The sequence below is a fragment of the Nostoc linckia z4 genome (genome assembly GCF_002608075.1).
Taxonomy (GTDB): Bacteria; Cyanobacteriota; Cyanobacteriia; order Cyanobacteriales; family Nostocaceae; genus Nostoc; species Nostoc linckia.
Window position 1 is genome coordinate 1 of the sequence record NZ_LAHA01000107.1, and the last position, 14,379, is coordinate 14,379.

13 protein-coding genes are annotated in these 14,379 nt (G+C 40.3%); 5 read left to right on the forward strand and 8 right to left on the reverse strand.

All coding sequences use genetic code 11. From position 1 onward, the window contains the following. A partial coding sequence (locus VF06_RS37785; RefSeq protein ID WP_099084309.1) for an AMP-binding protein occupies positions 1–1,322 on the forward strand: 1,322 nt, incomplete at its 5' end. A gap of 89 nt (positions 1,323–1,411) precedes the next feature. Here VF06_RS37785 and VF06_RS37790 read toward each other — a convergent pair. Further along, entirely contained in the window at positions 1,412–2,335 is a 924-nt protein-coding gene (locus VF06_RS37790) for a CPBP family intramembrane glutamic endopeptidase (protein ID WP_099070985.1), read from the reverse strand. Between the two features lie 152 nt (positions 2,336–2,487). On the opposite strand from VF06_RS37790, the gene VF06_RS37795 reads away from it, so the two are divergent. Next, positions 2,488–3,471 carry a 2-dehydropantoate 2-reductase gene (locus tag VF06_RS37795; RefSeq protein WP_099070984.1) on the forward strand — a complete coding sequence of 328 codons (984 nt, stop codon included), beginning with the start codon at positions 2,488–2,490 and terminating at the stop codon, positions 3,469–3,471. On the opposite strand, the gene VF06_RS37800 is transcribed toward VF06_RS37795, so the two are convergent. Together VF06_RS37800 and VF06_RS37805 are read right to left on the reverse strand one after the other, a co-directional pair. Further along, on the reverse strand, positions 3,472–4,461 hold the full coding sequence (locus VF06_RS37800) for a methyltransferase domain-containing protein (RefSeq protein WP_099070983.1): 990 nt from the start codon (positions 4,459–4,461) through the stop codon (positions 3,472–3,474). 445 nt (positions 4,462–4,906) lie between these two features. Next, complete coding sequence (locus VF06_RS37805) at positions 4,907–5,668, reverse strand: DUF4058 family protein (protein ID WP_099070982.1); 762 nt, start codon at positions 5,666–5,668, stop codon at positions 4,907–4,909. Positions 5,669–5,879: 211 nt separating this feature from the next. On the opposite strand from VF06_RS37805, the gene VF06_RS37810 reads away from it, so the two are divergent. Then, positions 5,880–6,458, forward strand: a complete 579-nt coding sequence (locus tag VF06_RS37810; protein WP_099070981.1) for an NADPH-dependent FMN reductase — start codon at positions 5,880–5,882, stop codon at positions 6,456–6,458. Positions 6,459–6,791: 333 nt separating this feature from the next. On the opposite strand, the gene VF06_RS37815 is transcribed toward VF06_RS37810, so the two are convergent. The 5 genes from VF06_RS37815 to VF06_RS37835 form a co-directional block, all read right to left on the reverse strand. After that, entirely contained in the window at positions 6,792–7,994 is a 1,203-nt protein-coding gene (locus VF06_RS37815; RefSeq protein WP_099070980.1) for an FtsW/RodA/SpoVE family cell cycle protein, read from the reverse strand. Between the two features lie 453 nt (positions 7,995–8,447). Beyond that, the gene (locus VF06_RS37820) at positions 8,448–9,929 is read right to left on the reverse strand and encodes a sensor histidine kinase (RefSeq protein ID WP_099070979.1); all 1,482 of its coding nucleotides are present in this window, start codon (positions 9,927–9,929) and stop codon (positions 8,448–8,450) included. Between the two features lie 15 nt (positions 9,930–9,944). Continuing rightward, positions 9,945–10,496 (reverse strand): heme NO-binding domain-containing protein, encoded by a 552-nt coding sequence (locus tag VF06_RS37825; RefSeq protein ID WP_099070978.1) that lies wholly within the window; start codon positions 10,494–10,496, stop codon positions 9,945–9,947. A gap of 324 nt (positions 10,497–10,820) precedes the next feature. Beyond that, positions 10,821–11,549: an iron-containing redox enzyme family protein gene (locus tag VF06_RS37830; RefSeq protein WP_099070977.1), complete on the reverse strand. Its 729-nt coding sequence runs from the start codon at positions 11,547–11,549 to the stop codon at positions 10,821–10,823. Next, complete coding sequence (locus VF06_RS37835; protein WP_099070976.1) at positions 11,546–12,316, reverse strand: class I SAM-dependent methyltransferase; 771 nt, start codon at positions 12,314–12,316, stop codon at positions 11,546–11,548. Before VF06_RS37835 ends, VF06_RS37830 begins: the two co-directional genes overlap by 4 nt. Positions 12,317–12,727: 411 nt before the next feature. Here VF06_RS37835 and VF06_RS37840 point away from each other — a divergent pair, with 411 nt between their 5' ends. Both VF06_RS37840 and VF06_RS37845 read left to right on the forward strand, forming a co-directional pair. Further along, on the forward strand, positions 12,728–13,849 hold the full coding sequence (locus tag VF06_RS37840; protein ID WP_244918238.1) for a hypothetical protein: 1,122 nt from the start codon (positions 12,728–12,730) through the stop codon (positions 13,847–13,849). A 78-nt stretch (positions 13,850–13,927) separates the two neighbouring features. Next, on the forward strand, positions 13,928–14,248 hold the full coding sequence (locus VF06_RS37845; RefSeq protein WP_218964549.1) for a recombinase family protein: 321 nt from the start codon (positions 13,928–13,930) through the stop codon (positions 14,246–14,248). The last annotated feature ends 131 nt before the right edge of the window (positions 14,249–14,379 follow it).

Below are 14,379 nucleotides of genomic sequence, written 5' to 3' on the forward strand. Positions count from 1 at the left end.
TCTACTATGCAGATACCCAGGCAAAAGCACTAATTACACTGTCTGAGGAACCAGAAGCGGCCATTGCTGCCCTCACACCAGATATGATACCGATCAATGCCAAAGTCAATCCTGATGGTACATTGAGCTTTGAACTGGGGACTGGCAAAGAGGATGGGGGGATGAGGGGATGGGGGGATGGGGGGGAAGAATTGCTGTCTCCCTCATCTCCCCACCTCCCCATCTCCCCACCTCCCCATCTCCCCACCTCCTCATCCCCCCCACCTTCATCTGACGATATAGCGATGATACTCCACACCAGCGGTACTACCAGTCGTCCTAAGCGGGTGCCAATTCGTCATCGCAACCTTATTGCTTCTGCTAACAACATTGTTAGTGCTTATTCGCTCACTTCAGCTGACACTACACTGTGCTTAATGCCGTTGTTCCACGTTCATGGGTTGGTGGGCTGTTTGTTGTCAACTCTCGCATCTGGTGGTACGCTTGTTTGTCCTGATGGTTTTAACGCCCTGGAGTTCTGGAAATTGGTAGATACCTACAAACCTACCTGGTACTCGGCAGCACCAACGATGCACCAAACAATTTTGGCACGGGCTAGCCGCAATACAGAAATTGTCAAAGCAAATCGCTTCCGTTTTATTCGTTCTAGTAGTGCTTCTTTGCCTCCAGTTATCATTGAACAAATGGAGGCAACTCTCAATGCTCCTGTGGTGGAATCTTACAGCATGACTGAAGCATCCCACTTAATGACTACTAACCCCTTACCGCCAAAAGTCCGCAAAGCCGGTACTGTCGGTTATGGCTTCGGTGTGGAAGTGGGTATTATGGACTCGGAAGGTAACTTGCTAACCCAAGGAAGTTTGGGTGAGGTGGTGGTAAAAGCACCAAATGTCATTGACGGCTACGAAAATAACCCAGAAGCCAACGCCACTGCTTTTTTTCATGGTTGGTTCCGCACAGGAGACCAAGGGACAATTGATGAAGATGGCTATCTTTGCCTGACTGGACGAATAAAAGAATTGATTAATCGGGGTGGAGAAAAAATTTCTCCTTTAGAAGTAGATGATATTTTGCTACGCCATCCCGCCGTTGCTGAAGCCTTAGCTTTTGCTGTCCCCCATAAATCTTTAGGAGAAGATATTCACGCTGCTGTTGTCCTCAAAGCAGAAGCTAGCGAAAAAGAACTTTTAGCTCACTGTTCAACTATGCTGGCAAACTTCAAAGTGCCGAAACAAATTCACATTTTAGACCAATTACCCCGTGGTGCTACCGGGAAATTACAACGGTTGGCGATGGCGAAGTTGCTTGGTATTGGAGAATAGGGAAGGGGGAGAATAATAACTCCCCAGTCACCAGTCAACACTCTAATGACTAATGACTAATAACTAATGACGATTCTTGCTAGTTAGCTTTATCTAGTTTGTTTTCGTTTACCAAAGAAGAAGTAGTAAAATATTGCAATCATTAGCCAGAAAACAACCAAACCTACTTTAGGATCTCCAGGATCGTTGATAGTTAAGACGGCAGGTGTAGTAATTACCGAATCTTTAGTATTAACAAATAAAAAAGCAAAAATATTATTTGCTGCATGGGCACCTAAAGAAAGTTCTAGGCGATTATCTTTTAGGGTCAGTGCTGAAAAAAATACACCCCATGAAAAGTATTGCAATGCTACCCATATTTCTCCTCGTTGCATTTCTGGATTACTCAAGTGTGGCAGCATAAACAACAAACTGGTAACAATGATTAATACAAGTCGTTGCCGAGATAATAGCCCCAGTCCTTGAAGTAAATAACCACGATACAAAAATTCTTCGGCGGAGGTTTGGATGGGAGTAAGCACTAAAACTAAAGGAAAAAGTGGAAGCCACTGAGCTAAATCAAAAGTCCAGGAATAAACTTGCGGTTGTATCAGGTAATCTACTCCTGTGAAGGCTATTAAAATCATTAACCAAGCTATAAATCCTGAAATGAGACGCTGAAAATTCAAGGAGCTATCAGGACTAATCAAAGTTTGAATTTTCCGTTTGTGCAACCAATTAATGGTTACAAATATCGCTAGCGACGCACAAAAAACAGGAATACTATAAATGACAAAATAACGAGTTTGCGAAGCCTGTAAATAAAGCTCTAATTGGTTTTGAAATTCAGACGGTAAACTAGAAACCTCATTTCCATTAACAGCACTAGAAACTAAAAACAAAATAGTTGCAAAAATACCTGAAGTCAATGAACCTATATACCAGTAAGAAAAGACGACGAAAAAAACTCCTAATAAGTAGCGCCACCAATCATTTTTGCCTTGATTAGTAGCATCGAGAAAATTTTGACTCATAGATTATTCCTGTTTGAGTTGTGAACTTATTTTTTAGGGAGTAGGGAATCGTGAAAGATTAATTATCTACTGGCTCTTGGTTTTACCTAATAAATTTTTTAATTTTTCAATTTAAAATCGTACTAAACTATAATCTATTTTTGTTTGAAAAAATGAAAATTTGTATTGTTGGGGCGGGTGCAATTGGTGGATATTTGGGAGCAAAATTAGCCCTAGCTGGTGAAACAGTGACGCTAATTGCTCGCGGTTCTCATTTGGAAGCAATTCAAAAAGATGGGCTAAAACTAGTGATGACAGACGGTTCTAGCCAAGTTGTTCGTCCGGCTTTGGCAACTAGTAATATCCAGGAAGCAGGGGAACAAGATGTAGTAATTTTAACTTTAAAAGCTCATAGTGTTCCAGCGATCGCCCCCTACCTTTCTCCACTGTACAATCCAGACACAACGGTCATCACAGCCCAAAATGGTATTCCTTGGTGGTACTTTCATCATCATGGCGGCGAGTATGAAGGAACACGCATTAAATCTGTTGACCCTGATGGCATTGTTGAAGCTGGTATCGGTGTTAATCGTGCCATAGGTTGTGTTGTTTACCCAGCAACAGAGATAATTGCACCAGGTGTCATTAAGCATATTGAAGGCGATCGCTTTACTCTCGGTGAAATCGATGGTAGCAAAAGCGATCGCATTCAATTATTGGCACAAACTCTCAAACACGCAGGATTCAAAGCACCAATCCGCAATCAAATTCGCACGGAAATTTGGATAAAATTATGGGGTAATCTAGCCTTTAACCCCATTAGCGCCTTGACTGGTGCGACTTTAGAGGATATTTGCCGTTATCCCCTCACCCGCGAACTAGCACGCCAAATGATGACAGAAGCTCAGGCGATCGCTGAAAAATTGGGTATAAAATTTGGCATTACCTTAGAACAGCGCATTAATGGTGCCGAAAATGTTGGTGCTCACAAAACCTCAATGCTACAAGATATTGAAGTCGGACGCCCCACGGAAATAGATGCCATCGTCGGGGCGGTGGCAGAATTAGGTAAACTTACTCAAATTCCCACACCCCATATTGATGCTATTTACGCCAGCGTTAAGCTACTGGAAGTAACCAAACAAAAGAATGAGTAATTATTTGAGAGTTTGGCTAGCAAAGTTTTTGTGTATCAATTCTGTGGTTGAATTAGCCCGCACAGCGCGGAACATTCCAAATCGGCACAATCCCGTACCAAATGCCAAACGCATCAGCAATAAAGTCGGCACTTCGCGCACAGACTTGATAAAACCAGACAGCCCAAAACGCACTAATCCCTCTGGCCTAGCTATTCCTTGCCAGATGGAATCTAACCAAGAAGGAAGTGTTTGTTTTGTCCAGTCTGCTGTAATCACTTCTCCCTCGACTAATTTCGTCTCTGCTAAAAGTTCACTAAATCCTTCTATGCTGGAAAAAGCTGGATGAGACCACTGTTCGAGGAGTTGTTTCATTACTGGTTTTTCCCAGAAATTTAGCGGCTTTTGGCGGTCATCCCTCTGATTCCAGTCAGCGACAACCAAAATTCCACCAGGCTTTAGCACCCGCATTAATTCTCTAGCAAAAACGGCTTTATCGGGCATGTGGGGGCCTGCTTCAATCGACCAGACTACATCAAAACTACCGTCTGGAAATGACAATGCCATTGCATCATCCACCGCAAACTGGGCGTTAACTCCTGGGGGCGTTAATTCCTGGGCGCGTTTCACCTGCTCTTGACTGATGGTGATTCCTGTAACGGCAAATCCATAATCTCGCGCTAGAATCCGGCTGCTACCGCCAATACCACAGCCGACATCTAAAACGGTGCTACCAAGAGGTAATTTATCTAAACCACCCCATTTAACCATTTCATGCACAAAGTCAGATTTAGCAGCCAAAAAATCCTTGCGTCGTGGTGGCGAACCGTAGTGACCGAGGTGAATGTGTTCTCCCCAATAAAACTCCAGGATGCCGTCAACAGTCCAATCATCGTAGGAATTGGCGACTGTGGCAGAGGATTGATATTTCCGAGGAGTCAGGAAATAAACCCCAATTCCTATCACTAAAAGCACAAGAACAGCAATTACAAAATATAGTAAGGTTGACATTGTTTTGAAAGCTTCCCATACACTTAACGTAGCTGGTTAGCTGACAAAACTCAAGTAGCATAGCAGTATGACTTGAGCGTAAACTCTTTTTGCTACTACTTTTGAGCTAGTTCAAAGAGAACAGACAACAGGTAACAATTCCAAACATCCTCTTAGGGACTTCCAAGTAAAAAAATATTCCACAAAAGACTGTTAAATGTTGACCGTTGACCGTTGACAGTCAGTAGTTAACAGTGAACAGTCAACGACCTAAATCGGAACAATTTATTTTTTGGAGTTCCCTTAAAAACAGTAGATTTAAATCAGGATACCTTGTTTTCTGTGACTGCTTTTTGCTCAAAACAAATTCTTTTTTCTTTGAAAACACAGAAAATTTATACCAAAGGTAAGAAAAAGCGATCGCCTAAAACAGAATCATGCAGCTGAGTTTTGTTCGATCGAGTCTTCATATTTTATGTAAAATTTCTTTCACCCAAGCTTCTTCCTGGGGCGATCTGACTATTTTTAAAGGTTGTGAATAATCAATTGCCAAGTCAAATCTAGCACGTTCATAAACTTCATTGAGTAACCTTTGCAAGTCAATTATTGGCTCAGGTTCTCCTTCACGTAAAGGCACAGGAAAAACAGGAATTGGGTGTTTTAAGTCGAAAGTATATAAATCTGCATCAGGTCTGTTGTAGCTGCGGCTCACCAAGATACTATAATCTGTGGCGATCGCTCCAAAAACAGGCATTGACTCTCCTTGCCTTAAGAGGTCAATTTCTACCAAATGAGTCCCAGAAGCCAAAATTTTCTGTCGTTTGCTTTGATAGGCGGCTCTACCTTCTTTTGAGCGTTTATTCTTAGGGGAAAGTATTTCTACCACAGTAACTACTTCTTGACTTTGAGTTGCTCGCACCTCTAAAAATCGCTCTGTCAGTTGTTCTGGTATTGGAACCTTCACTTTACTGGGTTCAGTAAGTTTTGCAGCAGTCAAAGTTGTGCTGATATCTATGGTGTTACGGTTAGCAACTGCTACATCAGCAATTCCCACAAGTAAGATATCATCTACACTAGTGTAAACTCGTTCTTCTATGGAAACTCGGTATTTCGGCGCAATTTGAGGAGTCAGGTCATCAGCGATAGCTACAATCAAACGATTGTGAACTTGATGCCACAGTTCAGGTTGTTCCAAATATGGGTTCATTCCAGGAAATGGATTTCCCATTGCGCTTTGCCTTAGTTATTTCTCCTCGCTTGAGACTATTCTATCTGTTTTAATCTTCTGAATTGTTTATTTTTCTAGGATGGACACTTCTTTGTCAATGAGGTAACTGAAAAAAAGTTTGTAAAGAAAATCTAAAGGTAAGAAAAAGCGATCGCCTGAAAACAGGATAATGCAGCTGAGTTAGCCAATCTGTTACACTCAACCTAAAACTATGACATTTACACCGAAAATCCTAGCTTTTGCTGGCAGTACCCGTATAGATTCTTACAACAAAAAATTAGTAAAAATTGCGGCGGCTGGTGCCAAGGCAGCAGGCGCAGAAGTTACAGATTTAGACCTACGGGATTTGCCCTTACCTCTGTATGATGAAGATTTGGAAGCTCAAGAAGGAATGCCTGCCAACGCCCGCACATTGAAGGATTTGATGATTTCTCATCAGGGATTTCTCATTGCTTCGCCAGAATATAACAGTTCCCTCACAGCAGTTTTGAAAAATGCTATCGATTGGGCATCGCGTCCATATCCAAACGAATCTCCCTTGGCGGCTTTTTCGGGTAAAGTTGCTACAATTATGAGCGCTTCTCCAGGCGGTCTTGGTGGTTTGCGGGGGTTAGTTCACCTGCGTTCTATTTTGGGAAACATCAAAGTTTTGGTACTTCCCGACCAAATAGCCGTATCCAAAGCTTATGAAGCCTTCAATGCTGATGGCACGTTAAAAGATCCCAAACAGCAAGAATCTATTGAAAAGTTAGGTGAGGGTTTAACAAAAATATTGTTCAAGCTTAATTAAAAGAGAATTCAGAATTCAAAATTTATACCAATTTGAAAAAAGTAGGACTTACGCAATAACTCTCTCAAACTCTTATAACTTCGTGCCCTATGCGTCCTTTGCGGTTAGTTTATTCCTACTTTTGCGTAAGTCCTAAAAAGAATGGAACGCAGATTAATATCATGATTGCAACTATGGATCTCGATAATTTATAAACAGCAGTAAAGGCGACTTTTTTATAGGATGCTCTGGTTAACTAACGCCCACGGTAGAAGTTAAAGTTGAACTTGATTTTGAAGTGATGATACCTGCGGTGTTTGCTAGCCTACACCATTTGATTTAGCTTTTGTTAGCTTAATTCCTGGTTTTATGAAAAGTTCGGCGTTTTTGCCCATTTGATAACGTTGGTTTTCGCAAGGGTACTACCTCAGCTTCGCTACTTTCGCGTGCTACCCGAATCAGTAACGCACTAGCTATTAAGCTAGCAATCATGGAATTACCACCGTAACTAAACAACGGCAAGGGTAACCCTGTAGTTGGTAGAGAACCTGTAGCAACACCAATGTGCAGCAATGATTGTCCTACCATTAAAATCGTCACACCGATGGCCACCAACCGATGCACTGAATTTTTCGCCTTCAACGCCACGACTAATCCCAGAGTTGCAAATATCGCTAAAAGTGCCAACAGCACGATACTGCCAACAAAACCAAACTCTTCCGCGAACACAGCAAAAATAAAATCGGTGTCCTGAATTGGCAAATAAAATAATTTTTGTTGGGAAAGCCCAAATCCAGCTCCCCAAGTTCTACCAGAACCAACAGCTAGTAGACTTTGCACCAACTGGTAACCATCTCCTGTGGCGTCAGCCCAAGGATTGAGGAACGACATCACCCGTTTACGTTGATATTCTTTGATGCTAATACTCAGTACAGCCAGCATCACACCACCCAAGGCTGTCCCTCCCAAGTATTTATAAGGCAATCCAGCCGCCAAGGCAATTAGCCAAATAGTCATACCACAAAGTGCTGTTGTACTTAAATTCGGCTGGGCAAGAATTCCTAAAAGTACTAAACCAAAAATAACTAGCCAACCGCAGCGAACCCGCCAACTAATTCGTTCCCACTGACCGAAAAGTCGCGCACTTTGCAGCACCAAAAAGGGTTTAATCAATTCCGAGGGTTGGATGGGAATTGGCCCGATCGCTATCCAACGCGCTGCATCAAAAGCCTTTTTTCCCAATCCTGGAATCAGCGTCACAAAAATTAACGTCAAAAACACCATCAAAAACCAATGGGATTGCCCCAAAATTTTCTGCAATGGCGAGTTGACAATAGTATTGAATCCGAATAAGGCAACTAAGACCCAAAGTAGTTGCCGTTTAAAGTAGTACAATCCATCATGATGACGTGCATCAGCAACAGGATAGGATGCTGAAAATAGCATAATCAAGCCGACGAACAACCAAATGAATATTAGCCAGCGCAATAACCGCGCTTCTAATGCCCAGTTGGAGACGGAATTATCAAAAATTGGAATCAGGTGGCGTAGATTCACGATCGCTACAGGTAAAAAGTTAGGAATTAAAAGTTAGGAATAAAACTCATAAATCATAACTCAAAACTCAGTAATCTGATGCACCGTTTTTACAATACAGTTAGTGTAACTTGCTACAGGTATGCCAGTTGTTTTTGTTTGGCGATCGCCCACTCCTACTGAAGTCAATAAACTTCTAAGAGAAGTCAGGAAAAGGGAAAGGTTTGGTATTTTCCCTTTTCCCACAAGAGTGCAAAAAGCACTTTTGCACTCTTGTCTAATGCTACCAACGCATCACTCACAGGAATTTGCGTCGAAAACCGGAATTTTTCCAATATCAAATCATAATTTTAATATATGGCAATGTTAAATAATTTGTGAAATATTACATATTAGGCTTGTTGACTGTCAACAGTTAACACTGATATTTTTCACAACTGAAATAAGATTGCTATATTTGCATTAAAAATAGTTTTAGTAGCTAGGCATTAAGCCTGCATTACTTCTGAATTCCGACTCCTGACTTCTGAATTCTGAACTCACTGCTTGCTTTTTCACAGATAGAGGAATTTCAATCCAAAACTCGGTTCCTTGCCCCGGTTGTGATATACATTTGAGTGTTCCTCCGTGTTTTTCTACCACAATTTGATAGCTAATTGATAAACCCAATCCTGTACCTTTTCCAACAGGCTTAGTTGTAAAAAATGGATCGAACAGTCGTTCTTTTACTGCTTCTGTCATTCCGGAACCATTATCAGCAATGCAGATTACACAGTTAGTTTCAATTATTTCTGTAGTAATTGTAATAGTATTAGGATTAGCATGAATTTCTGTGATTCCTCGTTTATTGTTATGCTGATCTAGTGCATCGACGGCATTACTAATAATATTCATGAATACTTGATTGAGTTGACCAGGGTAGCAATCTACCAAAGGTAAATTTCCGTAATTTTTAATTATTTTAATACCAGGATGATCGATGCTGCTCTTGAAGCGATTTTGTAAAATCAGCAAAGTACTGTCTAGTCCTTGGTGAACATCAACACTTTTCTTCTCTGCTTCATCAAGACGCGAGAAGTTCCTCAGAGACAACACAATTTCTGAGATCCTTTCGGCTCCTAATTCCATTGAATCGAGAATTTTGGGCAAATCTTCTAGTAAAAAATCTAACTCAATTTGCTCAATATATTTTTGAATTTCTGGGGTAGGATTCGTATAAAATTGCTGATAAAGAGCCACCAAATTCAGCAAATATTCTGTATAATCTTTGACAAATTTGATATTTCCATAAATAAAGTTAACAGGATTATTAATTTCGTGAGCAACTCCCGCGACTAATTGCCCTAAACTAGACATTTTCTCAGCTTGAACCAATTGGGCTTGAGTTTGCTGGAGTTCTTTGAGAGAGTTTTCCAATTTTTTAGCTTGAGCCTCAGCAATTTCCGCGAGATTTTCTTTGATTTGTAGGGCACTGCGTAGTTGCGATCTTTGTTGTTTGAGTTCACTTGTTAACTTTTTGGCATCAGCCAAAGCAGTGTTCTGTGCTTGTAACAAAAATAGAAAATCAACGATGGGGTCGTGAATTGCAAAGTCTTTAAGCTTGATACCCAAAGGAACAAGACTAGTTGTATCAGTAATCCAAGGAGAACCTAAAAAAAATATCACCTCCTGCTCTGGGTGATACATCATCTGACCTTTGAGCTGCATTCGATTGTGGAGAAACTCTAGGATAAACAGGGCACGAGACTGTTTACTAATAGCATCAAAATCGACCACAATTTTTGGACGATTGATTTGGAAATGCTGCTCAATCAATTTACCAACTAGTGGTTCTGGACTAATACGTTCTAAAACATCGCCCGCTTGTACAATTTTGCGATCGCGGTTAAATACAAAATGGAAAGGAAAAGCTTTCGCCAGTAACTCTGGTGAAAGCGTCAGGTAAGGAGGAGCCATGCTGCTGTCCTGCGGTCAATTTGGTTTGTAAATCACTAAAAATTCATCATGTCCACCACCTTCATCTCGACTCTGGGTTTGAGTAATATGAACTTGTGTATCAAACCTAGTTCCCAATCCCTTGACTAAACCAAGAATCATTGGTGCTAGTCCTTCTCTATCAGAACGATAGTGTAAGTTAAGGGAATTTTCCTCCATATCAGTACACTCAAATGATGGAGGCTGGAGTTTGGGAAAACTAACTCCTACACGAGCATGAAGATTGTCGAGATTTTCCAGAAATTCAGGTAGTGTATCTCCACTCATATCCATCATTTCGCCATAGCCTTCTTGGGCTGTGTACTGAACCCAGAATTCCCCAAAGGCTTGCATAATTTCTGCCGCAGATAAATTCAAAACACCACTAGCAGCTTGTACTAACCTATGGGTGATGTCATCAGGATAGCCTTCCATACTGATGAAAACATCTACATCCACCTCTGCTTTGTGCTTAATTACTTTCCAAGTTTCTTCGCCAAAACGACTGCACACCATGTCTTGAATCGCCTTGTTCACTAATCCATACATGGAAGTCTCCTGTGGTTACACCTAATTTTGCTTCGTGAATTTGACTGAGATTCAAATGACAATATTTAGTTGAGCTAAATTTTAAAATCTCTGATTACAGTTTTAAAAACCCAAGAAATTGTTAACTCGTCCCCGGCTTTAAGCGGCTAGGATTTCAAGTCATTTGTGTTTAATAGCACTAATGACTAAAACGGCGAATGGCAATTCATCCCATCCCTAAAAGAAATGGGCTTTCTCACTGTCTTTCGGTAAAGCTGTCCGCATTTTAATACTACGAACTACTAGGTTCACAACCGTATTTTCACTCTTTCCTTTTAACTGCAATTATGCGCTTATAAGCAGCATGGAACCTGAAGACAAGCTATATTGGGAGATTTGCTGTTGAATTCCATTAAAAAATTCAAATCTAGCGTCCATAGCTTCTACAATTGCTTGTTTAATCTTGATGTCATCTTCAATCATTCCTAGTTGAGCTTCAATTACTGCTGCTAGCTTCGCCGCATGACTATCATCGATATTAATATGAACTTCAAAAAAGATCAGTGATTCTTTGGGTAAGGGAGCAGCACCAACAATTCCTTTGTATAGTTGTGCGTACAAAGAACTAACAATTCCTTCGGAAGCATAACAGACAGCACCCAGCGCAGCTAAATAGCCATACTTGTGAGGTATCTGTAAGTAGGTATCAATCAACGCACGAGTTTCTGGTGCAGTAGGTAATGCTGCTAAAGTTTCGTCATGGATACCAAGTGCGCGGGTAAATTGACGAAACAATTCTGGGTGGGACTTAGTGACATCTCCTTGTCCCATTTCATCAAACAGGTTTTCTAAGATGACTAACTGAGTACTTTCATCTTGGCAACAAGACAAGATGCTAGCTAGGATACGATTAAATTCTTTCGAGAATTTGTACATCTGAACAGCTAGCATCTGTACATCTGGTAGAAATAAATTTCCACTACGACAGTGCATTAGAAACTCATGGTTCCATAAAGGATGATTATCAGCTATTTTTTGAAAGGAATTTTTAGCTAAAGAAAGTGTTTGTGTCATCGTGATACTTGTATGGCTAGATGGAGGGGTTGATCGAGTAAGGGGCTAAAAAATGACTCATCTAGTGCGATATGTTCTGGAGTCACACGTAATTCTTGTAGGATTGGCATCGTATTGAAGCCAGCAATTTTAAGGGCATTAAAATAATCCTCAAAAGTTTTGTGAATCAATTGCACATTTAGCCAGGAACCGTCTCGTTTCCAAATACGGCCAGGAAACTGTCGATCGCGCTTGCTGAAGTAGCCTTTACCCTCGACTTGAAAATAAAATGGATATCCTGGCTCCCGCATATATGGAAAGGATGGATGGGGAACGCTGAATACAAATCGACCGCCGGGACGAAGAACGCGTGCAACTTCTGTCATGCATTCTTGTGTCTGAGCAATTGTTAAATAATTAAATAGAAAAACTGCAACAACTAAGTCAAGTTCACCATTATTAAATTGCTTGAGATTGGTAGCACATCCAACTTCATAGCTAATGCCCAAAGCATTCTCTACTTCTTGCACAATTGCAGCTTCAATCATACTTTGCGAAAGGTCTATGCCATGTACTTGTGCTGCACCGCGTCGCCGTAATTCTCTGCTGCAATAACCTTCACCACAACCTATATCCAGTACCCGCAAGCCATTAACAGGTTCACAAAGCCCCAGTACAAAAGGGCGGGCTGTAAAGTCTGATAATGAAATAGGTTCTCCTCTAATCCACTCTGATGCTGTGCGATTATATAAGTTTTTAGTTGAATTTTTGCTATCGAAGATTGACATTTTAAACTAAATATTTATATTTGATTTATGTTTCAATGGAAAAATTTACAGCTATCAGTATTTAATACTGACAATATATATCTTTTAGCATTTAAATATTTGAATGCTAACGTTGATTTTACCGATTTTAATTTGTGTACTTACCTATATTTTAAATCGAATATTTTCAAGCATTAGCCACATCCAATGTCATATACTTCGTAATTTTTTTAAAAAACAGTAGTTTACAATTATCTATGTTCATGAAGTTTTGACACTTAGGATTTTAAATATACTTTATATATTGATAGTTGCATAATTTAAGATTTAAATTCATCTTTACTTTACTAAAATAGTGAAAATTTGCTCTTTTAATTAAGATAAATAGTAAAAGTAAAACAGTATATTTAACGAAGTGTCACTAAGAGAATCTTGTTAATTTATAGTAACCAGACTGGTTTTGAAAACGAACTAGCTTTGAATGTATCGAGTTATTTAGCTAACTTCAAAGAACTTTGTGGAGAAATAATGTTAACAAAACTGCCAGTAGAGTCACCAGTGTCTATCTTAGAACATGAGCCTGCGATGTCTACGACGGGCTACGCCTACGCATTTTCTGAGCTTGGCGATCGCCTCTTTGATGAACTGGCTGATAAAATGGCTACCAAACGCCAGTATCGACTGCTGTTTGAACACACATTAAAGTCTGAGTTATTCCAGCAAATCCGAGTTGCTGCCGCTGGTTACATATCGGCTTGCCTCAATAGCCCCATCATTCTTTCAGAAGCTGAAATGCTTGAACGGCTGCTGGCTGCCAGAAATACTTTGCCAAACTACACTGGTACTGGTCTTTTGATGCCTAAGCGAGAACACACTCTGGCATTTAACCTGTTTCAAAAAAGCGTAGCTGAAGCTTTTTATCAACTAGGAGCAAATGATTTAATCGATGCAGTAGATTTACCGGTCAATCTCCGTATGGTCTACGGCAAAACTGACGCAACAAAATTGGGTTTGCCCTTTGCTAGCTCAAAGTGCCATAGCGATGTTTGGGCAGGTGTTCCCGCTGATGCAACTGTAGTAGTTCTACCACTATTTGGTGACATTGATAATATAACCATCGAAGCAGGTGAAATGCCCCGCGAAATGGAATTACCAGCTATGCGCGTAATGTCAGACTTCAATGAAGGTCTAGATATTCCAATGGTTGTTTCCTACACGGAAGCACAATTACAACATGGTACGATGTACTTTAATGATGCCCGTGGATTACACCAAACGGTAAGACGAAAAAATGAAGGTCTGAGAATTTCAGTAGATTTTCGGTTCCGCAGAAAATTTAACGAAGCTTACCGAGCAATGATACCACCTAGTATTGCTGGTGTGGAAGAAGATATGAGCGTGCCTTATGAAGATTGGCTGAAAGTTGGCAATGAAACGCTAATTGTCTTTGATGAAACTGTTGAAGAAGCTAAGAATAGGCAGAATATTGGCGCTCCAGTTCCACTTTACACTCGCGGATATCGTTTGGTAAATCTGTTTAATTTTTTAAAATAAGGAATTTGGTATGAAGTTTAAATAATAAAAATATAGTCAGATATATTCAGATATAATCATTGGTGGTATAGTTTACGAATGAAACTATCTGACTATGCCAAGTCAAAAGGAATCAGCTATCAGACTGCTTGGAGGATGTGGAAACGTGGTGAACTTAAAGCCACCCAACTTCCTACAGGTACAGTGATTGTGGATGTACAAAAAACATTTGAAGGCGTTGTTATTTATACAAGAGTATCTAGTGCTGAAAATAAAAGCAACTTAGATAGTCAAGCCGAAAGACTTGTACGCTACTGCGAAGCTAAAGGATATCAGATAAAAAAAATAGTTAAAGAGGTAGGAAGCGGAGTTAATGATAACCGAAAAAAACTAGTTGCATTGTTAAATGAAGATGATTGATGACTACAGCCACCACTGATATTTTTGACAACTGAAATAGGATTGCTATATTTTGGCGAGTTTTTTAGAAAAACCAACCGTAAGAATGTAAGCCTTTACCCAAAAGATTTACACCCAGATAGCAAACCCAA

What these genes read in the sequence shown, in the direction of transcription:
- VF06_RS37790 (WP_099070985.1), bottom strand. Translation starts at nt 2,335, where the DNA reads ATGAGTCAAAATTTTCTCGATGCTACTAATCAAGGCAAAAATGATTGG.
- VF06_RS37795 (WP_099070984.1), top strand. Translation starts at nt 2,488, where the DNA reads ATGAAAATTTGTATTGTTGGGGCGGGTGCAATTGGTGGATATTTGGGA.
- VF06_RS37800 (WP_099070983.1), bottom strand. Translation starts at nt 4,461, where the DNA reads ATGTCAACCTTACTATATTTTGTAATTGCTGTTCTTGTGCTTTTAGTG.
- VF06_RS37805 (WP_099070982.1), bottom strand. Translation starts at nt 5,668, where the DNA reads ATGGGAAATCCATTTCCTGGAATGAACCCATATTTGGAACAACCTGAA.
- VF06_RS37810 (WP_099070981.1), top strand. Translation starts at nt 5,880, where the DNA reads ATGACATTTACACCGAAAATCCTAGCTTTTGCTGGCAGTACCCGTATA.
- VF06_RS37820 (WP_099070979.1), bottom strand. Translation starts at nt 9,929, where the DNA reads ATGGCTCCTCCTTACCTGACGCTTTCACCAGAGTTACTGGCGAAAGCT.
- VF06_RS37825 (WP_099070978.1), bottom strand. Translation starts at nt 10,496, where the DNA reads ATGTATGGATTAGTGAACAAGGCGATTCAAGACATGGTGTGCAGTCGT.
- VF06_RS37830 (WP_099070977.1), bottom strand. Translation starts at nt 11,549, where the DNA reads ATGACACAAACACTTTCTTTAGCTAAAAATTCCTTTCAAAAAATAGCT.
- VF06_RS37835 (WP_099070976.1), bottom strand. Translation starts at nt 12,316, where the DNA reads ATGTCAATCTTCGATAGCAAAAATTCAACTAAAAACTTATATAATCGC.
- VF06_RS37845 (WP_218964549.1), top strand. Translation starts at nt 13,928, where the DNA reads ATGAAACTATCTGACTATGCCAAGTCAAAAGGAATCAGCTATCAGACT.